Source organism: Frateuria aurantia DSM 6220, from assembly GCF_000242255.2.
GTDB lineage: Bacteria > Pseudomonadota > Gammaproteobacteria > Xanthomonadales > Rhodanobacteraceae > Frateuria > Frateuria aurantia.
Genome location: NC_017033.1, coordinates 693,149 through 713,355 on the forward strand (window position 1 = coordinate 693,149; position 20,207 = coordinate 713,355).

Annotated in this window: 29 protein-coding genes, 4 tRNA genes and 1 pseudogene; 22 read left to right on the forward strand and 12 right to left on the reverse strand. The window is 59.8% G+C overall.

The window, feature by feature from the left end:
- Window positions 1-445: 445 nt before the first annotated feature.
- Window positions 446-787 carry a hypothetical protein gene (locus FRAAU_RS17495; RefSeq protein ID WP_217176304.1) on the reverse strand — a complete coding sequence of 114 codons (342 nt, stop codon included), beginning with the start codon at window positions 785-787 and terminating at the stop codon, window positions 446-448.
- Complete coding sequence (locus tag FRAAU_RS17930; protein ID WP_014402100.1) at window positions 679-1,428, reverse strand: tlde1 domain-containing protein; 750 nt, start codon at window positions 1,426-1,428, stop codon at window positions 679-681. The genes FRAAU_RS17495 and FRAAU_RS17930 overlap by 109 nt, the downstream gene beginning before the upstream one ends.
- A gap of 118 nt (window positions 1,429-1,546) precedes the next feature.
- Between FRAAU_RS17930 and FRAAU_RS03040 the strand changes: the two genes are divergently transcribed.
- Window positions 1,547-1,828, forward strand: a complete 282-nt coding sequence (locus tag FRAAU_RS03040) for a hypothetical protein (protein ID WP_014402101.1) — start codon at window positions 1,547-1,549, stop codon at window positions 1,826-1,828.
- A 98-nt stretch (window positions 1,829-1,926) separates the two neighbouring features.
- Here FRAAU_RS03040 and FRAAU_RS03045 read toward each other — a convergent pair whose 3' ends face one another.
- The 3 genes from FRAAU_RS03045 to FRAAU_RS17620 form a co-directional block, all read right to left on the reverse strand.
- Window positions 1,927-2,382: a lysozyme inhibitor LprI family protein gene (locus FRAAU_RS03045; RefSeq protein ID WP_014402102.1), complete on the reverse strand. Its 456-nt coding sequence runs from the start codon at window positions 2,380-2,382 to the stop codon at window positions 1,927-1,929.
- Window positions 2,383-2,630: 248 nt separating this feature from the next.
- Entirely contained in the window at window positions 2,631-2,867 is a 237-nt protein-coding gene (locus FRAAU_RS03050; protein WP_014402103.1) for a hypothetical protein, read from the reverse strand.
- Between the two features lie 652 nt (window positions 2,868-3,519).
- Complete coding sequence (locus FRAAU_RS17620; protein WP_245546496.1) at window positions 3,520-3,759, reverse strand: hypothetical protein; 240 nt, start codon at window positions 3,757-3,759, stop codon at window positions 3,520-3,522.
- Between FRAAU_RS17620 and FRAAU_RS17625 the strand changes: the two are divergent.
- From FRAAU_RS17625 to yidA, 9 genes and pseudogenes are all read left to right on the forward strand, one after another.
- Window positions 3,652-3,993, forward strand: a pseudogene (locus FRAAU_RS17625) (T6SS effector amidase Tae4 family protein). The gene FRAAU_RS17620 and the pseudogene FRAAU_RS17625 sit on opposite strands and share 108 nt — an antisense overlap.
- 53 nt (window positions 3,994-4,046) lie before the next feature.
- On the forward strand, window positions 4,047-4,463 hold the full coding sequence (locus FRAAU_RS03060) for a type VI secretion system amidase immunity protein Tai4 (protein WP_169314744.1): 417 nt from the start codon (window positions 4,047-4,049) through the stop codon (window positions 4,461-4,463).
- 37 nt (window positions 4,464-4,500) lie between these two features.
- Window positions 4,501-4,977: a type VI secretion system amidase immunity protein Tai4 gene (locus FRAAU_RS16310; protein WP_156803317.1), complete on the forward strand. Its 477-nt coding sequence runs from the start codon at window positions 4,501-4,503 to the stop codon at window positions 4,975-4,977.
- Window positions 4,978-6,113: 1,136 nt separating this feature from the next.
- Window positions 6,114-6,455 carry a T6SS effector amidase Tae4 family protein gene (locus FRAAU_RS17935; protein WP_425598084.1) on the forward strand — a complete coding sequence of 114 codons (342 nt, stop codon included), beginning with the start codon at window positions 6,114-6,116 and terminating at the stop codon, window positions 6,453-6,455.
- Window positions 6,452-6,925, forward strand: coding sequence for a type VI secretion system amidase immunity protein Tai4 (locus tag FRAAU_RS03070; protein WP_014402107.1), 474 nt, complete (start codon window positions 6,452-6,454; stop codon window positions 6,923-6,925). Before FRAAU_RS17935 ends, FRAAU_RS03070 begins: the two co-directional genes overlap by 4 nt.
- A 128-nt stretch (window positions 6,926-7,053) precedes the next feature.
- On the forward strand, window positions 7,054-7,437 hold the full coding sequence (locus FRAAU_RS03075) for a type VI secretion system amidase immunity protein Tai4 (protein WP_245546429.1): 384 nt from the start codon (window positions 7,054-7,056) through the stop codon (window positions 7,435-7,437).
- Window positions 7,391-7,891, forward strand: coding sequence for a hypothetical protein (locus FRAAU_RS03080; RefSeq protein ID WP_014402109.1), 501 nt, complete (start codon window positions 7,391-7,393; stop codon window positions 7,889-7,891). The genes FRAAU_RS03075 and FRAAU_RS03080 overlap by 47 nt, the downstream gene beginning before the upstream one ends.
- Before the next feature lie 65 nt (window positions 7,892-7,956).
- Window positions 7,957-8,151, forward strand: a complete 195-nt coding sequence (locus FRAAU_RS03085; RefSeq protein WP_041270345.1) for a hypothetical protein — start codon at window positions 7,957-7,959, stop codon at window positions 8,149-8,151.
- A 658-nt stretch (window positions 8,152-8,809) separates the two neighbouring features.
- A complete protein-coding gene (gene yidA, locus FRAAU_RS03090; protein ID WP_014402110.1) occupies window positions 8,810-9,622 on the forward strand; it encodes a sugar-phosphatase in 813 nt (270 codons plus the stop codon).
- A 58-nt stretch (window positions 9,623-9,680) separates the two neighbouring features.
- On the opposite strand, the gene FRAAU_RS03095 is transcribed toward yidA, so the two are convergent.
- The 6 genes from FRAAU_RS03095 to FRAAU_RS03115 all read right to left on the reverse strand — a co-directional run bounded on the left by FRAAU_RS03095 (window position 9,681) and on the right by FRAAU_RS03115 (window position 12,769).
- Entirely contained in the window at window positions 9,681-10,040 is a 360-nt protein-coding gene (locus tag FRAAU_RS03095; RefSeq protein WP_014402111.1) for a hypothetical protein, read from the reverse strand.
- Window positions 10,037-10,438 (reverse strand): hypothetical protein, encoded by a 402-nt coding sequence (locus tag FRAAU_RS03100; RefSeq protein WP_014402112.1) that lies wholly within the window; start codon window positions 10,436-10,438, stop codon window positions 10,037-10,039. Before FRAAU_RS03100 ends, FRAAU_RS03095 begins: the two co-directional genes overlap by 4 nt.
- Entirely contained in the window at window positions 10,435-10,800 is a 366-nt protein-coding gene (locus tag FRAAU_RS16785) for a tlde1 domain-containing protein (protein WP_014402113.1), read from the reverse strand. Before FRAAU_RS16785 ends, FRAAU_RS03100 begins: the two co-directional genes overlap by 4 nt.
- Window positions 10,801-11,343: 543 nt before the next feature.
- Complete coding sequence (locus FRAAU_RS17790) at window positions 11,344-11,691, reverse strand: plasmid pRiA4b ORF-3 family protein (protein ID WP_217176274.1); 348 nt, start codon at window positions 11,689-11,691, stop codon at window positions 11,344-11,346.
- A complete protein-coding gene (locus FRAAU_RS17795) occupies window positions 11,646-11,912 on the reverse strand; it encodes a plasmid pRiA4b ORF-3 family protein (protein ID WP_217176242.1) in 267 nt (88 codons plus the stop codon). Before FRAAU_RS17795 ends, FRAAU_RS17790 begins: the two co-directional genes overlap by 46 nt.
- A gap of 221 nt (window positions 11,913-12,133) precedes the next feature.
- Entirely contained in the window at window positions 12,134-12,769 is a 636-nt protein-coding gene (locus FRAAU_RS03115) for a TetR/AcrR family transcriptional regulator (RefSeq protein WP_014402114.1), read from the reverse strand.
- Between the two features lie 129 nt (window positions 12,770-12,898).
- On the opposite strand from FRAAU_RS03115, the gene FRAAU_RS03120 reads away from it, so the two are divergent.
- The gene (locus FRAAU_RS03120; RefSeq protein WP_014402115.1) at window positions 12,899-13,297 is read left to right on the forward strand and encodes a VOC family protein; all 399 of its coding nucleotides are present in this window, start codon (window positions 12,899-12,901) and stop codon (window positions 13,295-13,297) included.
- Window positions 13,298-13,344: 47 nt separating this feature from the next.
- On the opposite strand, the gene FRAAU_RS17100 is transcribed toward FRAAU_RS03120, so the two are convergent.
- Entirely contained in the window at window positions 13,345-13,818 is a 474-nt protein-coding gene (locus FRAAU_RS17100) for a hypothetical protein (RefSeq protein ID WP_156803319.1), read from the reverse strand.
- A gap of 40 nt (window positions 13,819-13,858) precedes the next feature.
- Between FRAAU_RS17100 and hglS the strand changes: the two genes are divergently transcribed.
- The 11 genes from hglS (at window position 13,859) to rplA (ending at window position 19,961) form a co-directional block, all read left to right on the forward strand.
- Window positions 13,859-15,232 (forward strand): 2-oxoadipate dioxygenase/decarboxylase HglS, encoded by a 1,374-nt coding sequence (gene hglS / locus FRAAU_RS03125; RefSeq protein WP_014402116.1) that lies wholly within the window; start codon window positions 13,859-13,861, stop codon window positions 15,230-15,232.
- Between the two features lie 92 nt (window positions 15,233-15,324).
- On the forward strand, window positions 15,325-15,822 hold the full coding sequence (locus tag FRAAU_RS03130) for an acyl-CoA thioesterase (RefSeq protein ID WP_014402117.1): 498 nt from the start codon (window positions 15,325-15,327) through the stop codon (window positions 15,820-15,822).
- Window positions 15,823-15,893: 71 nt separating this feature from the next.
- A tRNA-Tyr gene (locus FRAAU_RS03135) sits at window positions 15,894-15,979 on the forward strand.
- A gap of 15 nt (window positions 15,980-15,994) precedes the next feature.
- A tRNA-Gly gene (locus FRAAU_RS03140) sits at window positions 15,995-16,068 on the forward strand.
- Window positions 16,069-16,091: 23 nt separating this feature from the next.
- Window positions 16,092-16,167: transfer RNA gene (locus FRAAU_RS03145), tRNA-Thr, on the forward strand.
- Between the two features lie 71 nt (window positions 16,168-16,238).
- Complete coding sequence (gene tuf / locus FRAAU_RS03150) at window positions 16,239-17,429, forward strand: elongation factor Tu (RefSeq protein ID WP_014402118.1); 1,191 nt, start codon at window positions 16,239-16,241, stop codon at window positions 17,427-17,429.
- A 102-nt stretch (window positions 17,430-17,531) separates the two neighbouring features.
- Window positions 17,532-17,607: transfer RNA gene (locus FRAAU_RS03155), tRNA-Trp, on the forward strand.
- A gap of 72 nt (window positions 17,608-17,679) precedes the next feature.
- Entirely contained in the window at window positions 17,680-18,063 is a 384-nt protein-coding gene (gene secE, locus FRAAU_RS03160) for a preprotein translocase subunit SecE (RefSeq protein ID WP_014402119.1), read from the forward strand.
- Between the two features lie 13 nt (window positions 18,064-18,076).
- Window positions 18,077-18,640 carry a transcription termination/antitermination protein NusG gene (nusG, locus tag FRAAU_RS03165; RefSeq protein ID WP_014402120.1) on the forward strand — a complete coding sequence of 188 codons (564 nt, stop codon included), beginning with the start codon at window positions 18,077-18,079 and terminating at the stop codon, window positions 18,638-18,640.
- A 181-nt stretch (window positions 18,641-18,821) separates the two neighbouring features.
- A complete protein-coding gene (rplK, locus tag FRAAU_RS03170; protein ID WP_014402121.1) occupies window positions 18,822-19,250 on the forward strand; it encodes a 50S ribosomal protein L11 in 429 nt (142 codons plus the stop codon).
- A 3-nt stretch (window positions 19,251-19,253) separates the two neighbouring features.
- Window positions 19,254-19,961: a 50S ribosomal protein L1 gene (gene rplA / locus FRAAU_RS03175; protein ID WP_014402122.1), complete on the forward strand. Its 708-nt coding sequence runs from the start codon at window positions 19,254-19,256 to the stop codon at window positions 19,959-19,961.
- Window positions 19,962-20,207 lie beyond the last annotated feature (246 nt).

Below are 20,207 nucleotides of genomic sequence, written 5' to 3' on the forward strand. Positions count from 1 at the left end.
GCCGGCAGGGAGAAATGAGTTCACCGCTGGGCCGCGATCGGCGGATGATCGGTGTGCGGTTGACCATGCCGGCGGCATACCTGTGCTGCCGGATTGGGGGCGCGTGTATGAGCTGAAGCGCACCGTCTGAGGATATGGCCCAGGCCAGAAATCGCGATGTGCGGACTGCGCTGGCGGCGATGCAGCGTGCCGCCCAGTCGGCAAGGCCGTTGGTTATTCGGACCGCAACGGCCATTGTGGTGATAAAGGATGGTCAGTCGGTGCGGATAAACGCCGAGCAGTTGTGTGGTGAGTGTAGAGGTCTGACGCATGCGGTATAAATAAAGCCGTATGGATGCCCAAGCGCAATCAAGCTTTTCGTGCGACGTGCTCCCTGCAATGCCTGAGATGGCTTATGACCGGCTTGGAAGGTCGATGGCTGGCGAAACTGGCCTGCGTGGGTGCGTTACGGCCTCCTACGCCAGCCCCAATAAAGCAAGCCATAGCTGATGGCGATGGCCGGAAGGTCGATCAGCAGCAGCACTGGCCATGGATTGACCCATTTGTCCATATTGACGCTGCGGCCGTAAAAAGGCGGGCCAGTGCCGAAGGCCCCCCACAGATTGACGGCGTTGAAAAAAAACAGTCCGATCCATATCGCTATGGCGGGTAAGGTTGCAAGCATGCGCTTCATGGCGATCACCGCGTTGATGTCGTCGAATAGTGCACGGTCAGGGGGATGTGGCAGTCCGCCTCGCTTTTGAGAAGGCTCTGCATCTCGCTCACGAATGTTTCCATCTGATTCCATAAATCAATGCATCCTGCCGATCCCGGTGTGCTGCCTCCGTGTATAAAGAAGCCGCCTCGGCCATAGGTATTCGTACCCGGGAACGAGTGGATGGTCAGCCGGTGGTGTCCCCAGACGCTGGCTGGCTCATAGATGTGGTAGAAATGGCGTGTCCAAAGTTGAGATGGCCGAATCCAGTAGCGTCCTTCTGGAATGGGGCCATGCCCCGAGAGGCGTTGCCTGGCGATCGAATAGTCGAACCCCTGCGACAGGCGCCGACCGGACACGGCATGGTAGCTTCGTGCGCTGTCCATAAAGCGAAGGCGATGCCCGTCGAAATTCAGCTGCATTGTCGATCGCTTGCACGGCGGGCATGCGGGCAGCGAGCGTTCTTTGGAGTAGTCACGCATTTTCATTCTGCCAGCGCATGGGTGTTTACCAGAGTGCGAGATATGGATATGGATGGCTATCAGGATGTGACCCGGTTCGAGTAGGGGTTTTCTTGCATCATTCAGGTGATCGTTGATGTCATGGTTTCGGATCGATCTATCAAGGATAGTGATGAGGTCGTGGTGACCTTGGCCATGCAGCCAGCAGGCTGGTTTGACTTCAGATGCGAATGTTGTGCTGGTCATAATATTGGGGTGGTGGCCCGGCGGCATGAAGCTTTGGTTGCAGGGCAGAGCCGATGCGCCTGGGCCATGAACCGGGTCTTCATCCGTGCAGGGCTAGGGTGCTTGCATCGCCGCATCTGGCTTGAGGCTTCAGCATGGTGAGATCATGAAGAGGCTGCGCAATGTGCTTTGGATCATCGTCAGCCTGCTTGCCGGGCGGGAGATCACTCGTTTTATCTTGAGTATTGATGCGCCCTCGCCGCGGCTGGATGCGATGCTGGAATGGCTGATCAGCTGCTTTAGCTCAGAGGCTGCGAACAACCCTGACATCGTATTCACTACCGGCGCACTGTTGACGATGCTGTTGTCGACAGGCATGTCCATGGCCGTGATCTATCTGCTGTGGCAGCTGGGTGTGCGACGGCGATGGCTGAGATCGGGGCCTTGAACCCGTTGCGCCAAATATCGCTGGATGGAGGCTTCCATCCGGCAGTGCCGGCCTTGTGCCTGCAGCAGCCTGGGGCCGTCTGGATGGTATCCAGAGATTCAAGGTAGCGGCTGGCCGGAAGCATCCTGACTCAGCTGGGCCAGTACATGCTCCGTGGCAGCCTCCATGCACAGCAGTCTGGCGGTGGCTTCCATGCGGCCGCCGGCATAGTCCGCGGCCGCTGATGTCGCGCAGCTTTTGTCACGTTGCTTCCGCCAGTCGGCAAGTCCGGTTGCATTTGGCAGTACTGGATGGGGGCCTGCCTTGCCTGCATGTAATGAGCGCTCGTCCAGTTTGGCATCGGCGCTCAAAAGGTCGCGCCAGGCGCAGAAGTACATGGCTTGCTGGCTGCCATTGCAGTGGCTGAGAAGCCTTTGCAGCGTGGCTTCAGGCAAGCCGCTGCGTTGGGTCAGCTGTTGGACAACATCTGATGGTTCCGGCTGCTCGGTCGAATAGCTGGTATTTGCCATGCAGGTGACCACGGCCCATAGGGAAGAAAGTACGCGCCATTTCATGGGTAGTGTCCTGGATCCTTATTTGGGACAGTCCGGACGACGAGGTTGCCGGTGTGGTGGGTGATGCGGTAGCCCCCAAGGGGATGGTGCGATGCTGCTCAGCCCTATGGTGCATGCCCCCGGTCATCGAATGGCGTACGGCGAGGATATGATCGGTGCAAGATGGCCAGATGGGGCGGCATGCCATGGTTTTGTTGGTGGTTTTTTTTGTATGGATGGCTGAATAATTATGTTCTTGTTTCAATGTTCTATGACCGTTTTACTATGCGATGCCATCCAAGCCACAGCAGCGCGATGATGATGATCAGACCTGTTGCGTCGATACCCATCAGCCAAGGCAATGGGCTGGCCCATTTGTCCATATTGGTGGTGCGGCCGTAGTAGGGCGGGCCGCCGCCATAGGCTTCCAGAAGGTTGACGGTATTGATAAACACCAGTCCGCCCAGAACGATCAGTGCAGCCAAGGATGAAAGCATGCGTTTCATGGGGTCTCCTGTGTGCATGGCGTACGATCAGCGAGATATTGCAGTCCCCCTCAGCATTCAGGATGGCTTGCGCACAGCGGGTGAAGTCGTCCATCTGATTCCACAGATCCATACAGCCTGCCGAGCCGTGGTTTGTGCCGCCATGGATAAAGAAGCCACCACGTTCCCATGTATGGATTACTGGCCAATGGGGAATGCTTATCCGGTGCTCTCCCTTGGCCCTTGCTGGATAGGTCAGGCCAGTCGCTTGGCGTTGGGCTGGACGCGGCCTTGGGCCGGCAGGTGGACAGGGTCTGATATATCCGGCTGCCGGGATGAAAGCGGTGCGCTCAACATGCTTGTGGATGACAACCACGGCAGGGGAAACTGATGTCTTCTGCTGCTGGATGGGGTTGATGCCTGCCTGGAGATGAGTGCCTTCTTGCATGGTTCAGCGTGGGGAGTGCCACATGCCGTGTCTGTCAGACCCAAGGAATTGCCTGAGTGATTGTGGATAGACGTCCACATGCTTGGTTTTGTTCTTTGCGGCGATGATCCCGGTCTCGACACTGGCTTGACTGCCTTGTGACAACGAAACTGCTTCACTGATTGTTCCTGACGGCACTTGATGATGGGCAATCGCATGCACCGGCCTTCGTTTTCAGCCTGCTGGTCAGCGGCCCAGCGCATTTATGAGCCTTCCAACCCAGGCGAAAAAGTGGCTCGAGTGATCGGTGGACGGGTGGCCTTCAATATCCTTGAGGTTGATCGACCGTTTCGATGGCGCAACACCTGTGCCGTCAGGATGAGTTATATCCTCAACCATTGTGGAGTGCTGATTCCGGCTGTACCGGACATCACGGTTTCCGGTGCAGATCACCGGCAGTACTTCTTCAGAATCGAAAATCTTCAAGCCTTTCTTCTGCAGCGATAGGGCCAGCCCGACGTGAACCTGAAGTCTCCGCTATCGAGAAGGCATCTGCAGCAACGCAAAGGCATACTCCTTTTTGGCGTATCTGGATGGATTGATGCATCAGGGCATGTGACCTTGTTTGATGGCCACGATTGTTATGATCAGTGCTATTTCAACAATGCATCCATCGGCAGCTACCAGGCGAGGCAAGCAAGCTTCTGGGGGCTTGGATGAGGACCCAGCTGCAAATTGTAGCCGTTGCGCTGGTGATCTCGTGGTTGATTCCGATGGCGGCTTGGCCAACGGAAGACTGCCAGTGCGAGCACCGCGGTCCCGAGGCTGCCGGGCGCAGCTATGCGGTCAACTACCGTGATCTTGTGCTGGCAAACTGTATTGCCAGGGCCTACAAGACGGATACGGATGCCTCCATGGATGCGGGTAGAAGCGCTTCTGCCTTGCTGGAATGGACGGCCTTCAATATGGATGATGCAAGCCGTCCAATGGTCGACATCATCAAGTCGGCGTTGGTCAATGATGGCACGATCGACGGGTCGGGAAAGTTGACCAAGGACGTCCGTTCGAGTTTTTCAAGATGTATGGATCTCTATCATGGATCGGGTCTGGCCGAACAGGTCAGGCGCTATGTCGGCTGGCCGGCACGCACGGCCAGGGATGACGCACGGGCACAAGGTCCGGGCCCGTGATGCGCAGGGTATTGCTGACTTCGGGATGGACTTGCGGATGAAGTGGACATTGATGGCAGGACTGATGCTCGCATGGGTATCCACGCCGCTGGCCATAGCCTTTCCGGTGGGAACGCCGCAACCACCGAAGGAGGCTGACTTGGCTGTCAAAACACAAGTTGATGTCAGGAGCTTCAAGGATGCGGTACTGGCGATATGTCTTGCCGAGGCCTACCGGCATGATCCGATTCCGGCCAAGGATCTGCAGGCTTCAATCGCGGCATGGCGGCGATCGACGGTTTTGGATCAGAAACAGGTCGACAAGTATGTGACGCCCCTGGTCGATGCCTATGTGCAGCGGGATTACTTCAACCCCCTGGCGGAGACCGAGGTCCGAGGTCTCCGCTTCGATTTCCTCAAGTGTCTTGATCTTTATCATGACCCCATCCTGGACCGAGTGGTCAAAAAGCTGGAAGAGGATATAAACCATAGAGGGGCGAGGCCGCTGCCTCACAAACGCATTGAGGGACGGTGATATCTTATGTGGACACGATCTGCTCGATGACGGTGTTGCTGAAGTGATGGCAAGGGATCTTGGACGGTCGCGGTCGCGGTCGCATGCTTCCGCTGGTGCCGTGCCGTGCCGTGCCGTGCCAGGGCGGGGTGCACTTTCCGTGTTGTTCAACTGGAAGGGCATGCCGGTGTCCGCTATGGCTGGACCAGCGGATAGTGATGTCGGGTCTTGTGCTCGGGACACTTCCTATAACGACCAGGTCAAACGGGATCAGGCCGGCCTGAGCGACCAAAAAAGATCGGTATCGCGCCGGCTGAAATCTGGCTTGCTGATCAGACAGGCGTTGCCTGCGGGCTTCAGGCGACCGCTCTTGGAACGGGGCCTGCCACTGAGTCAGATCTTGCCATGGCGGTGATCAATCAGGACTGAGCTATTTGCTTATGATGTCCGTCGCAGACGATCTGCCGATGTTGATTCATGACCTCCTACGATCCGTCCTTCCATGGTCCAGGAAGCGCTGACTTTCCGCACGGTATATTTGCCAAAAAGCTCCAAGAAGCATCGTGACGGATTGCCACTGACAGCAACGGGCCATTGCTGGATAGGTCAGGCCAGTCGCTTGGCGTTGGGCTGGATGCGGCCCTGGACCGGCAGGTGGACAGGGTCTGATATATCGGGCTGCTGGGATGAAAGCGGTGCGCTCAACATGCTTGTGGCTGACATCAACGACAAGGAAGGCAGATGTCTGTTCCTGATGGTTGGCCTTGATGCTTGCCTGGAGAGAAAGGTCTCCTTGCATGGTTGGCATGGGATGTGTCTGGCCTGTGGGTAACGGGCTCAAGACGTGGCCTCGAAAGTGCTTCGTAAAAGACGTCCATATACTTTGGCTTATTTTTGGCTTGGATGATTCTTCTCTCGACGCGGTCTTGACTGCCTCGTGACAGTGGATCTGCTTCACTGCTTGTTCCTGACGGCACTTGATGACGGGCAATCGCATGCACCGGCTTTCGTTTGCAGCCTGCTGGTCAGCGGCCCAGCGCATTTATGAGCCTTCCAATCCTTCCGACAAGGTCGCCAGGGTGGTAGGCGGTGCGGTCTCTTGGAATATCCGTAAAGCGGTGCACTCGCAACGCTGGCGCAATACCTGTGCTGTCAGAATGAGCTATATCCTCAACCAAAGTGGCTTGCTGATTCCGGCTATACCCAAGAGTACTGTACCCGGCGCAGATCACCGGCAGTATTTCTTCAGGATTTCGGCGTTGAAAGCCTTCCTTCAGCAGCGGTGGGGTCTTGCCGGTCAGTGCTTGTATAGCCTTGTTTCCGGATATGGCTTCAGGTTGAGCAAAGGTATTTTGATCTTCGATGTTTCGGGTTGGGGGGATGCTTCTGGACATGCCACCTTGTTTGATGGACGTCGCTGTTATGACCAATGCTACTTCAACGATGGAGGGCAGAGGCGCTATCACGTGGACTGTGCAAGCTTGTGGAACTTGGAATGAGCCGGCGCTTCGTGGTCATGTTGGCCTGTCTGCTGGCATGCTCGGCTGCCCAATCGCTTGCTGATACGGACTTCGATGAACATTACCCGCATCAAGGGCCAGAAGCGGCCGGTCGCAGCTATGCGATCAATTATCGGGATCTGGTGCTCGCCAATTGTATTGCCAAGGCCTATGCCAAGGATCCCGATGTCGACAAGGATGCCGGCAGCAGCGCCTCTGCCTTGATTGAATGGTTGGCCTACGATATGGATGCGGCTACCCAGCCGATGTGGGAGCTGCTTGAGCGCTATCTGGATCGGCGCTATACGGCTCCCGGCCGGAATGCTTCTCACAAGGACGTCCGATTCGACTTTATGAAGTGTCTTGATCTGTACCACAGTGCCGCGCTGCAGGATCAGGTCCGGCGCTATGTGGGTGATCCGGACAGGACTGCGAGGCAGGATGCGAAGGCGATGAATCTGGATCCATAGGCATCGCATGCCATCGAGCATGGACGGAGTACGTCATGGTGGGATCGGCAAGGAAGTGGGTATGTGTGGTGGGGCTGGGCTGTCTGGGCTTGCCGGTACAGGCCGCCGATGTGCCAGTGGCGCCATCGTTGGCCGATACGGAAGCCCGGTCACGATCGTCTGTCGAAAATTTCAAGGATCAGGTACTGGCCATGTGCCTGGCCGAAGCCTACCGGCATGATCCGGCGCCTTGGAAGGATCTGCGAGCGACGGTCGGGCTGCTTGGCCGGACGGCAGGTTACGACCCTCGGCTTGTTGATGAGTATGTGACGCCCCTGGTCGATGCCGATGTCCAGCAGGATTACTTCAACCCTGTTGTCGAAACCGAGGTGCGTGGTGTGCGCTTTGATCTGTTGAAGTGTCTGGATCTCTATCATGACCCCATTCTTGACCGTTTGGTCAAAAAGCTGGAAAAGGAGACTAGCCATGGAGGCGCAAAACAGATACCCCATGGGCGCGTGGAGGGGCGGTGATATCCGATGGCGGTACGATCAGCCAAACGGCGGTGTTGCTGAAGTGCCGGGATGGCACATGGGGCAGGCACGACCGCATCCTGCGGGCAGTGCCATGATAAAGGGGACGCCTGCCTCAGTGCTGCTGCTGGTCTGGATGGTGATGTCGCTGTCTGCCATGGCGGAACCGCTGGACAAGGCGGACTGGTCGTGTGCCCAGGGCAGCTCCGCAAGCGCTCAGGTTGAACTGACCAATGCCGGCCTGATTGATCAGAACAAGGTCGACAATGCGCATACCGAAATCCGGTTGCTGGCCAAGCAGCCGCTGCCCAAGGGCTTCAGCCGGCAGGTATTTGAATTGGTGCTGCACGAGTATGGTGGCCGAAAGCTGAAGGTGATTATTGCCAGCCGCACGGGCGAGGGGGAGTGCCCATATGACCATGTCGATACCTGGGTGGTGTCACAGGCGTTTTGAGGATATTTCCCTTGGTCCGGCTCAGGTGCTGGCGCTTTGAATGTAGTGAGTCGATAGGGCAGAGCATGACTTCAAGCGTTGGTATCGAGGCTGGGATCGCAGGCTTCGATGCCGCGTATTCGCAATCAGGCATCCAAGCTTCCAGCGAGTTCTTCCCTTCCGGTTTTGCAGCTGGTGGGCAGAAGGCGCCCGTATGGACGCAGTTGCTGCAGGCAAGCCGGGGTCAGGACGGGCTGATGACTCCATCGGCTCTGTTTTGACTGACCCCGTCCTGCGGCCGCTCGGGCCTGCGCCAACAGATCATGGTGTCAGGGTGTTCAGGCGTTTTGCGGCGTACCGGCGGGTTGCGAACAGCGCGGTCACATTCGGCGGCAGCGATGCCATGGTGCCAAGCCAAGCCTTGTTCTTCTGCTGCCGCGCCGAGCGGGTTGTTTGTACATCATTGACCGTAGCGCCAGATCAACGGACTTGTAGCCCGTATCGCATCGGCCAGGCACGCCTCGTCTGGATTCGCGGTGGCTCTGCCGGACGGCCTATCATCTCCTCGCCCCTCGATCATGGCTTGCGAGTGCCTGGCTTCGTGTTCGGCGCTGGCCCGCCGACCGGCCAGGACGAAGCTTGGGTGGGTGCATGGCTGGAATGATCCCGCCTTCCATGCAGGGGATGACGTTCGAGGCAGGGACCGGTCGCGAAACGATAATCCCTGGCTGGGTTCAAGTGGAGGCACGATGGCGTGTCCTCCAACGGAACCGGCGGGTTGAGTGCTTGCGGAAGGCCAGCTCACGCAGGTCATCCGGTGCTTTTCCGGTGATGGCATGGTCGTGCCTGAGCCAGGCTCGGCCATCATGGATGCGGGCCTGTGGGGACCATGCTAAGGTCCCGTGTCGTGTGGTATGACGACATTGAAGAGGACGCACCGTGATCAAGCTGATCGCCATTGATATGGACGGGACCCTGCTGGATCCGTCGCACGAGATCACCCCGCGGGTGCGGGCCAGCGTGATCGCGGCACGCGAGCAGGGCATTCGCATCGTGCTGGCTACGGGGCGGCCTTACAGCGGGGTCAAGCCTTATCTGCATCAGCTGGGTCTGGATCAGGGCGAGCATTTCTGCATCACCTCGAATGGTTCGGTGGTGCAGCAGGCCGCCACGGGCGAGATCTGGGTGGAATCCACCCTGGGCCAGGACGAGTTCCTTACTTTCGAGGCGATGGCCCGGGAGCTGGGCGTGCATTTCCATGCCATCAGCCAGGGCGACATGATCACCACCAATCGGGATATCAGTCCGCATACAGTGAAAGATGCCTATCTCACCCATACGCCATTGCGGATCCGCGATCTGGATCAGCTGTCGTCCGACATGCGCTACCAGAAGCTGATGTTCGTGGATGAGCCGGCGGTGCTGGATGCCGCGATCGCACGGATACCTTCCGCTGCATTGGACGGCTACAACTATGTCAAAAGCGCTGATGACTATTTCGAGATTTTGAATCCGGAAGCCGGCAAGGGCCCTGCACTGCGTTTGCTGGCCGAGCGTCTGGGCGTGGCTCCGGCGGAGATCATGGCTATCGGTGATCACGAGAACGATCTGAGCATGTTCCGCTATGTCGGCACCCCGGTAGCGATGGGCAATGCCATCGATGCGGTAAAAAAGGTGGCCAGACATGTCACCCGCAGCAATGCCCATGATGGTGTGGCGCATGCCATCGAGAGCTATGCGCTGAAGGCCTGATGCCAGACGATGTTCTGCGGGTTGGTTCGGAGCGGCCTTGGGTCAGGCTGTCATCGGACTAGAAGCTTCGCGAGATCAGGTAGAGATGGCGCAGTGAGTCCTGTTGGCAGTCTCCAGCGAGGGCCTCACGGTCCAGAATCAGCGTCAGGTGCTCGCCTCCGTGGCTTTTCAGCCTCATCTGGTAAACCTCCCGGAACTGGTTCCGGGGCAGGGCTTCATGGGCCAGCAGCCATATTTCGTTGCGCGTCGGGTCGATATCTTTTTGAGGGATGATTCCGGCGGTGTCCAGACGCTTGATCGCCGCCTCGGCCACGAGCTTGGTGCAATGATCTGTTTGAGGCAGCGATTTCGCCTGCAGCAGCAAGGGGAAGAACAGTCCTGGAAGCAGGCGCAGCAGAATGCCGGTGGCAGATGTCATGAGGACGGGCTCCCTCGGTTGCCGATGCCTGTGCTGGCAGGAAGAGGCAGGTCGCGGGCGACGACCCAGATATCCACAGCATCGTAAGGGCATTCATCTGCGCCGTAGCGGGTGCCCAGGATGAACGTCAGTTGGCGTCCTCCGCTCTCGTGCAGCACGATATGAAAGACCTTCTGGATCAGGCCATCGACGATCGTTTGGCTGGCCAGCAGTTTGATTTCGGTGCGTGCATTGTCCACTTTGGTCTGGTCGATCAGTCCGGCATTGGTCAGTTTGACTTGGGCACTTGCCGAGCTGGCCTGGGCGCAGATCTCGTCCTCGCGACTCAGGGCCACGGCCTGGAAGCTGCAGAGCATGCCCAGTGAAAAAATCATGTCGCGGCAGATAGCCATCTTCATGGGACCACCTCAAGCATGTGATCGCCGCTGTTCCAGATTTTATGCCGCAGCCATGATGAGGCGACGATACAACCTTCGGATGAGTCGTCCAGGTGATGAGGATTGGGTCCGTGAATCAGAAACCCGCTGCGTCCATACATGTGGTTGGTGGGCGCAGGTACCAACCTCAAGGCATAGAGGCCGACTGTGGGGTAGGTCAGCGGTGGCAGGATGGTGTAACGACCCCGTGGCAACGGACCTTTTCCCCGGATGGACTCATAGCGTGCCTGGTTTCTCCATTGACCTTTACCTGCATAAGCCTCGCTGATGGAATGGCCATCATGTTCGAACAGGCCGTTGTTCTGGTGATAGCGCCACGACATGCCTCTCTCCCTGCAGATGCCTCCGCTTGTATCATCAGGTTGGGCAGATTTCGCTGCACCATGGCTTCTGACTTGTTTCAGGCGATGACAGCAGATGCCACATGCAGATCAAGTCAAGTCGATGTCATCCCCGCCTCATTTGACCATGTATATGGACGCTCGTTATTTGATGCTCATGCCTGGCCATGGACCTGACCTGGGATTTCGATACGATATGGATGTCTGTGCTCAGGTCTTGGAGTGGCCCCTGGATTCGAGGACACTGAGACACGCTTGAATCAGAAGGCAGTCCAATGACTGTTTTCAAGCCTATATCTTGCGAAAAGAGCGGTGCTGAGCTGTTGGGCCAGGAACGTCGGCGACGCAGGCACAGCGAAGCCCATCCGGCAATCCGCCTGTGGACGATGCAGGGATGGTGCCCGGCGAGGTTTCCCGTGGCGCTCCGGTGCGAAGCCGTCGTCCTGCGACAGGCCTGATCTGTCCGTTCGCGGTTCAGGCCTGTCTGTTCGAGGCTTGTCAGATCATTCGGTCGGGCGGGGGCTCTCAGACCTTGATGTTCGCCAGACGGCGGTTGATGCCGGCCAGGTCAAATGCCGCTGGATCAAACGGTGTTCCGTACCAGGCCAGCATGGTGTCGTGTTCTGGATGAGCGGGGTCGGCCATGGCTTCAAGAAAGGCTTCATAGCCCGGCTGGCCACCGACATCTTCGGGCGGACAGGCCTGGGCGCCCTCCAGGCAGCAGGGAAGCGACGCGTCCGCCAGGCCCGCAGGGACGGGTTCGACCCGGATATCATGATTCCAGTCGTCGCCGAAGTCATACAGATAGCGGAACCGGTGCTGTCCGCTCAGGGTCTTGAGCAGGCTTCTGCGGGCTTCGGGATGAATCGACAGAAGGGGTCCGGATGGCCGTAGCGGGTTCCGGCGATTTCGAACTCATGCAGGTGCAGGTCTTCCCAACCCATGGCCGCCTGGATGACGCGATGCAATCGGTTCAACGTGATATTGGCCGGGACCATCACGCGGCGCCAGACGACAGGTTTGATATGTTTCAGTGCGATGTGCAGCACAACCGGTTCGGAGGCGGGGCGGCGGGATGGAGCGGTTCGGGTCATGGGATGCGCCTTTTCCGGACTCGATGGGGATATTGAATCATCTTCCGGATCCATGCTGTCTGAGAACGGGTGGCCAGGTCACGATCAAATGTCGTTGTCCCCATCTTGATGGTTGGCAGCAACTGGCAAGGTCTGTTGTTGGTGTCGTGCTTGTCTTGCCATCCTGCCGCCGTGGCCGGCATGGATGCCTGCCCAGTGCAGGTATCCGGCTGCCACCGGCGTCAGATCTGGCTTGAAGCTGGTCTCGCGGGTTTGTAACGGATTCCCCTCAGCACCTGCTGCAGATGCGCCGCGATAAAGCTCTGGCCGAGTGCCTCGCGGGAGAACCAGCGGCGATAGAACAGCGGGCCGATCAGGGCGGCGATCAGCGTATCGACCTGGGGCGCGTCGGGCAGTTCGCCACGGGCGATGGCCCGACCAAGCACTACCTGGAAGGGCTGGACATAGCCTTGCTGCAGCTCGGCGTACATGGCCGCCGTGGCCGGGTCGCGCTCGGCGGCATCGATCACCGAGGGCAGGATCGAGGCCCACGTGGCCTGTTGCAGGCCATCGGCCAGCTCGGTCAGCAAGGTTTCGAGGTCGGTATCCAGCCGGCCGGTATCCGGTATCTGCTGCGGGCGACCGACGGCGATGCAGGCATCGCGCAGCAAGGCGTCACGGTCGGACCAGTGCCGGTAGATGGTGGTCTTGGCGACGCCGGAGCGACGGCTGATTTCATCCATGCTGACGCCGCTGAAGCCGCGCTCGCTCAACAGGGCGGTGGCAGCGTCCAGAATGCTTGCGCGTGAGCGACTGATGCGAGGATCCGTGCCGGTGGCGGCAGGGGAGGTCCTGTCGGGGCTTCGGTCGTATGGCATGGCCCTTGTACCCCGCGGGATCGATGGCGAATAAGACCTTGATCATAGCAAAACAAAACGATACCGTATCGTATCGTTTTTGTGCGCCGGTGTCGGCGCTGCCCGATGTCCACTGATTGGAGACTTTGCATGCATCTCGCTTCTGTTCGTCTGATCGCGGCCGATATCCAGGCCATGGTGTCCTTCTATGAACTGGTGACTGCGCGTAAGGCCGAGTGGCTGGCTCCGGTGTTTGCCGAAATCACCACGCCTGGCGCCACGCTGGCGATCGGTTCGGCAGAGACCGTGGCCTTGTGGCAAACGGGCAGCGGCGAGCCCGGAAAGAACCGGACGGCTTATCTTGAATTTAAGGTCGAGGATGTGGAGGCCGAATTCGAACGCTTGAAGGACAGGGTCGACCTGGTCACGGGCTTGAAGCTGATGCCCTGGGGCAATCGTACGTTCCAGTTCCGGGACCCTGAGGGCAATGCGGTATCGCTGTATACGCCGGTGACCGAGGCGGCAATGGCGCGCTTTGCCAGCCGCTGAAGCCGGTACGCCTGAAGGTTGGCGGAGATCAGGCCGGTGCTTGAGGTTCAGATGGTGGCTGATGTCTTCATCTCTTTCCATGGGACACCCGGCGATGATGGCTTCGGGTGGGAGGGTGTTTTGCTTGCCTTGTCCCGGGAGGTTGGCCCATGGCTGCGATGCGGCGTTGGAACCAGGCCGCACCAACCCGCTGCCCCAGCCCTGCAGACAGACTGACATTGCCGGGCTTGAAGGAAGGCTCTGCGAAGCTTTTCAGGTCGTTCGTGCTGGTTTGTTTCAAATGCCGGCGCGCCGAACGTGGTGTCGCGGGGCGCATCGGACATGTTGCAGAGGTCGGTGCCGCTGTGACCGGTCTCGTGGTCGCTGCGGTTGCACAGATGGTCGAGGTTGCCGCTGATATCGAACTGGCCGCTGCTTTGGCCGCCGCCAGGATGGAAGATGGTGAGGCGGCTGGCATGACTTGCTCCGGTATGCCGGGGCTTGCTGACGCGGTGTGGCGCATTGGCTGCGAGGGAGCTCATCGCGCTAAGCTGGACCTCCCTGGATTGTGTGGCCCTTGTCATGACGGAATCCGCTATTGGCCTGCTTGCCCCGGACGCGCTGCGCGCGCGTTTCTCGGCGGCGATGTCCGCGATGTACCGCGAGGAGGTGCCGCAATACGGGGCCTTGATCGAGCTGGTCAAGGGCATCAATGCCCAGGTGCTGGCTGCTGATCCGGTCTTGCATCGGCAGCTGCGGGACAGCGGCGAGTTGCAGCGGCTGGATGTGGAGCGTCATGGCGCGATCCGTGTCGGTACGGCCGATGAGCTGCGCTGGCTGACACGCTTGTTCGCGTTGATGGGGATGCAGCCGGTGGCTTATTACGATCTGGCCGCCGCAGGGGTTCCGGTGCATTCCACTGCATTCAGGCCGGTCACTGCCGAAGGTCTGAAAGCCAGTCCTTTCCGGTTGTTCACTTCGCTGCTGAGGCTGGAGCTGATCGAGGACCCTGTCTTGCGTGCCCGCGCCGAGGCGATCCTGGCACGCCGCCAGATTTTTTCCGGACGGGCCCGCACGGCCATGGTAGAGGCTGAACGCAAGGGTGGGGTGGCTGATTCCGAGGCGGATGGGTTTGTCGCGGCTGTGCTGGAGACTTTTCGCTGGCAGCGCACGGCCAGTGTCGATCAGGCCACCTATCAGGCGATGCGCCAGGCTCATCCGCTGGTCGCCGATGTGGTGTGCTTCCAGGGGCCGCATATCAATCATCTGACCCCGCGCACCCTGGATATCGATGCGGTGCAGCAGGCGATGCCGGATTTCGGCATCCAGCCCAAGGCCGTGATCGAGGGGCCGCCTCGGCGCAGACTGCCCTTGCTGTTGCGGCAGACCAGCTTTATCGCCTTGCGGGAATCCATTCTCTTTCGGGAGGATGACGGGCACGAAGTACCCGGCAGCCATACCGCCCGATTTGGCGAGATCGAGCAGCGGGGGGCGGCCCTGACAGCGGCGGGCCGGGCTCGCTATGACGCCTGTCTGGCGCGGGCAGGGCAGGGCGAGGGGACCCTTGACCTGGGGGCGGCATTTGCGGACTTCCCGGATGACTGGGCAAGCATGCAGGCCGAAGGTCTGGCCCACCTGGAGTATCAGGTGGCTGCCGGAGCGGTCATACCGGCCGGTGCCGAAGCCTGGCCGGTGGAGGTCTTGCTGGCCCATGGTCTGTTGTCGACGCGGCCGCTGACGTATGAGGATTTTCTGCCGGTGAGTGCGGCCGGCATCTTCCAGTCCAATCTGGGGGAGGGCGGCCCCGGGCACTATCGGGCCGCGCCATCACGACAAGCCTTCGAGGAAGCCATGGGGCGGCCCTTGCTGGATGAGCAGGACTGGTATGCTGCACAGAGCGCGGCATCGCTGCAGGCCGCACGACAGCAGCTGGAAGTGCAAGCCGGAAGTCGTTGAATACGGCACCGCTGGCGCAACGCAGCATGGCGTGTCAAAATGTCGCATAATGCGGTCTGCTGATCCTGCTGATGAAGTGTGGTGGAGTGAAAATGCCCGGTAAACAGTTTGAAACCAGCCTGCGCTTTCTGGCCCAGCCCGGTGACGTGAATTTCGGTGGCAAGGTCCACGGCGGCATGGTGATGAAGTGGATCGACCAGGCAGGGTATGCCTGTGCGGTCAGCTGGAGCGGCGCCTATTGTGTGACGGCTTCGGTCAGCGGCATCCAGTTCGTGTCGCCGATCCATATCGGCGAAATCGTGACCGTGCACGCACAGGTGATCCATACCGGCCGTTCCAGCATGCAGGTGGCCGTGGACGTGCGGACCCAGGACCTGCGCACCGGCGCCAGCCGGCTGGCCACCAGTTGCGTGATGGTCTTCGTGGCCCTGGATGCCCCGGATGGCAAGCCGACGCCGGTGCCGGCGTGGGTGCCGGATGGCGAGTCCGAGCGTCAGATGCAGGATTATGCCAAGCGGATCATGGATCTATCCAAGGTGATGTCCGAACTCAGCGACTTGCGCGGGCACGACGGCCTGGCCACCAACTAAAAATTTTCGTTTTTTTTGCGGTGAATGCTTGACGCCCCTTGGGGGGATGCGCATAATTCACCTCCTCAGTTGGAGGGATACCCAAGCGGCCAACGGGGGCAGACTGTAAATCTGCTGGCTTACGCCTTCGGTGGTTCGAATCCACCTCCCTCCACCAGAAGTTCCGCGCGGCGCGGGAGTAGTTCAATGGTAGAACCTCAGCCTTCCAAGCTGATGGTGCGGGTTCGATTCCCGTCTCCCGCTCCATTGCGGCTTTCGTAGCAGCGTTTGCTCATGTAGCTCAGTCGGTAGAGCACTTCCTTGGTAAGGAAGAGGTCGCTGGTTCGATTCCAGTCATGAGCACCATCTTATCGAGCGGTCCGCTTGTGGTACCTGCTTAAACTTTCTACTTTTGGCTCCGTCGGGGTTTGACACGTATGGCAAAGGGTAAATTCGAGCGGACCAAGCCGCATGTGAATGTCGGCACGATTGGTCACGTGGATCATGGCAAGACGACGCTGACCGCCGCACTGACCAAGATCGGTGCCGAGCGCTTCGGTGGCGAGTTCAAGGCGTATGACGCGATCGATGCGGCGCCGGAAGAAAAGGCTCGTGGCATCACGATTTCGACCGCTCACGTCGAATACGAATCCCCGACCCGTCACTACGCCCACGTCGACTGCCCCGGCCACGCTGACTATGTGAAGAACATGATCACCGGTGCCGCCCAGATGGACGGCGCGATCCTGGTGTGCTCGGCCGCTGACGGCCCGATGCCGCAGACCCGCGAGCACATCCTGCTGTCGCGTCAGGTCGGCGTGCCGTACATCGTGGTGTTCCTGAACAAGGCCGACATGGTCGACGACGCCGAGCTGATCGAGCTGGTCGAAATGGAAGTCCGCGAACTGCTGTCGAAGTACGACTTCCCGGGTGACGATACCCCGATCATCCAGGGTTCGGCTCTGAAGGCGCTGGAAGGCGACCAGTCGGATATCGGCGTGCCGGCCATCATCAAGCTGGTCGATGCGCTGGACACCTACATTCCGGAACCCGAGCGCGACATCGACAAGTCGTTCCTGATGCCGGTGGAAGACGTGTTCTCCATCTCCGGTCGTGGCACCGTGGTGACCGGTCGCGTCGAGCGCGGCATCATCAAGGTCGGTGAGGAAATCGAAATCGTCGGCACCCGTCCGACCACCAAGACGACCGTGACCGGCGTGGAAATGTTCCGCAAGCTGCTGGATCAGGGTCAGGCGGGTGACAACGTGGGTCTGCTGCTGCGCGGCACCAAGCGTGACGACGTCGAGCGTGGCCAGGTGCTGGCCAAGCCGGGTTCGATCACCCCGCACACCGATTTCGAAGCCGAAGTCTATGTGCTGTCGAAGGATGAAGGTGGTCGTCACACCCCGTTCTTCAAGGGCTACCGTCCGCAGTTCTACTTCCGTACCACCGACGTGACCGGTGCCGTGGAACTGCCGGAAGGCGTGGAAATGGTGATGCCGGGCGACAACATCAAGATGGTGGTGAGCCTGATCCATCCGATCGCCATGGACGAAGGCCTGCGCTTCGCGATCCGCGAAGGCGGTCGTACCGTCGGCGCCGGCGTGGTGGCCAAGGTCATCAAGTAAGAAGTCGTGTGGCCATGCCGGCGGGCATAAACGTCGGTCGGCAGGTCGCAGGTACGATAGGCATGGCGACGTGAGTCGCCATTGCCGTATCGGGATGTTCATACGCCAGTAGCTCAATTGGCAGAGCAGCGGTCTCCAAAACCGCAGGTTGGGGGTTCGAGTCCCTCCTGGCGTGCCACTCGAGGATAATGGCTGGTACGCATCGCGGGGCCTGTCATGGTCGTCTCGGTGGTCTTACCGGCTGATTTGCATGAATACGAAGGCAGAACAGTCGAAGGGCTCTCAGGGTTCTGACATCGCCAAGCTGGTACTGGCTCTGCTGGTGCTGGCTGCTGGCATTTTTTCCTATTCCTGGTACAGCACCGCCGCCGGCTCGCTACGGCTGGCCATGGTGCTGGTCGGCGTCGTGGCATCGATCGCGATTGCCGCCTTTACCGGTCCGGGACGTCGAGTCCGAAGTTTTCTGCTCGAATCGCAATTCGAGCTGCGCAAGGTGGTCTGGCCGACGCGCGATGAAACCATCAAGACGACCGGCATCATCATTGCCGTGGTCGTGGTGCTTTCCTTGCTGCTGGGTCTGATTGACCTCATCCTCCGGTCGGTCGTCTTCGGCTGGCTGCTCAAGATCAGCTAAAGAGGTTAAGCGCATGAGTGACAAGCGTTGGTATGTGGTGCACGCCTATTCCGGCTTCGAAAATCAGGTGAAGAAGTCCCTGATCGAGCGGATTGCGCGCGCCGAGATGGAAGAGAAGTTCGGCGAAGTGCTGGTGCCGACCGAAGAAGTGGTTGAAATGCGTGGCGGCCAGAAGCGCCGCAGCGAACGCAAGTTCTTCCCCGGTTATGTCCTGGTGCAGATCGATACCGATACCGAGGGCAGGGCGCCGCGCATCGATGACGAGTGCTGGCATCTGGTCAAGGAAACGCCGAAGGTGATGGGCTTTATCGGCGGCACCGCCGACCGTCCGCTGCCGATTCGCGATACCGAGGCCGAAGCCATTCTTTCGCGTGTGCGTGAAGGCGTGGAAAAGCCGCGCCCCAAGATCCTGTTCGAGCCGGGCGAGATGGTTCGCGTGGTCGACGGTCCTTTCAACGACTTCAACGGCGTCGTCGAGGAAGTCAATTACGAAAAGAGCAGGCTGCGGGTCGCGGTGCTGATCTTCGGGCGCTCCACTCCGGTCGAGTTGGAATTCGGGCAGGTCGAGAAGTCCTGATCCGGTCTTTGCGGGTCTTGCGATCCGTCGAGGCTGCCTATACAATGTGCGACCCGCGTCATGCAAGTGCTTGGCGCGGGCGTATTTTTTGGGGCTGCCGGATGCGGCCCCGTGATTCCCATGGCAGGGCAGGTAGCGAGGAGCTCCGCAGGAGCGCTTGAACTCGCGAGGAGAATAAATCGTGGCAAAGAAAGTTGTTGGCTATATCAAGCTGCAGGTGAAGGCCGGTCAGGCCAACCCCTCGCCGCCGGTCGGTCCCGCTCTGGGTCAGCGCGGCCTGAACATCATGGAATTCTGCAAGGCCTTCAATGCCGCCACGCAGAAGCTGGAGCCGGGTCTGCCGATTCCCGTGGTGATCACCGCCTATTCCGATCGCAGCTTCACCTTCATCACCAAGACGCCGCCGGCGTCCATCCTGCTGAAGAAGTCGACCGGCGTCGGCAAGGGTTCCTCCAAGCCGAACACCGACAAGGTGGGCAAGGTTACCCGCGCCCAGCTGGAAGAAATCGCCAAGCAGAAAGAGCCCGACCTGACGGCGGCTGATCTGGATGCCGCGGTGCGCACCATCGCAGGTAGCGCCCGCAGCATGGGCCTGGTAGTGGAGGGCTAAGACATGGCAAAGCTTACGAAACGTATGAAGGCAGCCCAGGCTGCAGTGCAGCACGGCAAGTTCTACGCGCTGGAAGATGCGCTGAAGATCGTCAAGGATGGCGCGGTTTCCAAGTTCCCGGAGTCGGTGGACGTGGCCGTGCGTCTGGGCATCGATGCGCGCAAGTCCGACCAGGGCGTGCGTGGTTCCTCGCTGCTGCCGCACGGCACCGGCAAGACCATCAAGGTCGCCGTGTTCGTGCCGGCCGGTGAAAAGGCCGAGGCGGCGAAGGCCGCTGGCGCCGATGCCGTCGGCATGGACGATCTGGCCGAGCGTATGGCCGCTGGCGAACTGGACTTCGGTCGCGTGATCGCCACGCCGGACGCCATGCGCGTGGTCGGCAAGCTGGGCCAGCTGCTGGGCCCCCGCGGTCTGATGCCGAACCCCAAGGACGGCTCGGTCACCGCCGACGTCGCGACCGCGGTCAAGAACGCCAAGGCCGGCCAGGTCAAGTTCCGCAACGACAAGGGTGGCATCATCCACGTCACCATCGGCAAGGCCTCGTTCGACGCCGCGCAGCTGGCCGACAACCTGAACTCGCTGCTGGGTGACCTGCTGAAGGCCAAGCCCGCCACCTCGAAGGGCCAGTACCTGCAGAAGGTTTCGCTCTCCAGCACCATGGGTGTGGGCGTGCCGGTCGATACCTCGACCCTGTCGGCTGTCGCCAAGTAAGTCAGTGAATCAAATCCCGCCGAGGTTTCAGCTTCGGCGGGTCTGTTTTTGAGGGCGGTTCCGGCTTGCAAGAGTCGGGACAAGCCGTCAAAGACCGCAGGCGCGATCAGCGCGCGATGACGACGAGCAGGGAGCTCGTGCTGGCAAGGAGTCGCCGTCGTCGGAAGCGGAATCGCTTAATCGGGCTGCAAGGCCCGGCCCGCGTAGATGGTGCTGCCTTCTGGAATTCGTTCTGGAAAGGCCAAC

What these genes read in the sequence shown, in the direction of transcription:
- FRAAU_RS17495 (WP_217176304.1), bottom strand. Translation starts at nt 787, where the DNA reads ATGGAATCAGATGGAAACATTCGTGAGCGAGATGCAGAGCCTTCTCAA.
- FRAAU_RS03040 (WP_014402101.1), top strand. Translation starts at nt 1,547, where the DNA reads ATGAAGAGGCTGCGCAATGTGCTTTGGATCATCGTCAGCCTGCTTGCC.
- tuf (WP_014402118.1), top strand. Translation starts at nt 16,239, where the DNA reads ATGGCAAAGGGTAAATTCGAGCGGACCAAGCCGCATGTGAATGTCGGC.
- FRAAU_RS17795 (WP_217176242.1), bottom strand. Translation starts at nt 11,912, where the DNA reads ATGACCCGAACCGCTCCATCCCGCCGCCCCGCCTCCGAACCGGTTGTG.
- FRAAU_RS03070 (WP_014402107.1), top strand. Translation starts at nt 6,452, where the DNA reads ATGAGCCGGCGCTTCGTGGTCATGTTGGCCTGTCTGCTGGCATGCTCG.
- rplA (WP_014402122.1), top strand. Translation starts at nt 19,254, where the DNA reads ATGGCAAAGCTTACGAAACGTATGAAGGCAGCCCAGGCTGCAGTGCAG.
- nusG (WP_014402120.1), top strand. Translation starts at nt 18,077, where the DNA reads ATGAGTGACAAGCGTTGGTATGTGGTGCACGCCTATTCCGGCTTCGAA.
- hglS (WP_014402116.1), top strand. Translation starts at nt 13,859, where the DNA reads ATGACGGAATCCGCTATTGGCCTGCTTGCCCCGGACGCGCTGCGCGCG.
- FRAAU_RS17100 (WP_156803319.1), bottom strand. Translation starts at nt 13,818, where the DNA reads ATGAGCTCCCTCGCAGCCAATGCGCCACACCGCGTCAGCAAGCCCCGG.
- FRAAU_RS03130 (WP_014402117.1), top strand. Translation starts at nt 15,325, where the DNA reads ATGCCCGGTAAACAGTTTGAAACCAGCCTGCGCTTTCTGGCCCAGCCC.
- FRAAU_RS03115 (WP_014402114.1), bottom strand. Translation starts at nt 12,769, where the DNA reads ATGCCATACGACCGAAGCCCCGACAGGACCTCCCCTGCCGCCACCGGC.
- FRAAU_RS17930 (WP_014402100.1), bottom strand. Translation starts at nt 1,428, where the DNA reads ATGCCGCCGGGCCACCACCCCAATATTATGACCAGCACAACATTCGCA.
- FRAAU_RS03085 (WP_041270345.1), top strand. Translation starts at nt 7,957, where the DNA reads ATGACTTCAAGCGTTGGTATCGAGGCTGGGATCGCAGGCTTCGATGCC.
- FRAAU_RS03100 (WP_014402112.1), bottom strand. Translation starts at nt 10,438, where the DNA reads ATGAAGATGGCTATCTGCCGCGACATGATTTTTTCACTGGGCATGCTC.
- FRAAU_RS03095 (WP_014402111.1), bottom strand. Translation starts at nt 10,040, where the DNA reads ATGACATCTGCCACCGGCATTCTGCTGCGCCTGCTTCCAGGACTGTTC.
- FRAAU_RS03120 (WP_014402115.1), top strand. Translation starts at nt 12,899, where the DNA reads ATGCATCTCGCTTCTGTTCGTCTGATCGCGGCCGATATCCAGGCCATG.
- FRAAU_RS16310 (WP_156803317.1), top strand. Translation starts at nt 4,501, where the DNA reads ATGAAGTGGACATTGATGGCAGGACTGATGCTCGCATGGGTATCCACG.
- FRAAU_RS16785 (WP_014402113.1), bottom strand. Translation starts at nt 10,800, where the DNA reads ATGTCGTGGCGCTATCACCAGAACAACGGCCTGTTCGAACATGATGGC.
- FRAAU_RS03045 (WP_014402102.1), bottom strand. Translation starts at nt 2,382, where the DNA reads ATGAAATGGCGCGTACTTTCTTCCCTATGGGCCGTGGTCACCTGCATG.
- secE (WP_014402119.1), top strand. Translation starts at nt 17,680, where the DNA reads ATGAATACGAAGGCAGAACAGTCGAAGGGCTCTCAGGGTTCTGACATC.
- FRAAU_RS17935 (WP_425598084.1), top strand. Translation starts at nt 6,114, where the DNA reads ATGAGCTATATCCTCAACCAAAGTGGCTTGCTGATTCCGGCTATACCC.
- FRAAU_RS03060 (WP_169314744.1), top strand. Translation starts at nt 4,047, where the DNA reads ATGGCGGCTTGGCCAACGGAAGACTGCCAGTGCGAGCACCGCGGTCCC.
- FRAAU_RS03050 (WP_014402103.1), bottom strand. Translation starts at nt 2,867, where the DNA reads ATGAAACGCATGCTTTCATCCTTGGCTGCACTGATCGTTCTGGGCGGA.
- FRAAU_RS03080 (WP_014402109.1), top strand. Translation starts at nt 7,391, where the DNA reads ATGGAGGCGCAAAACAGATACCCCATGGGCGCGTGGAGGGGCGGTGAT.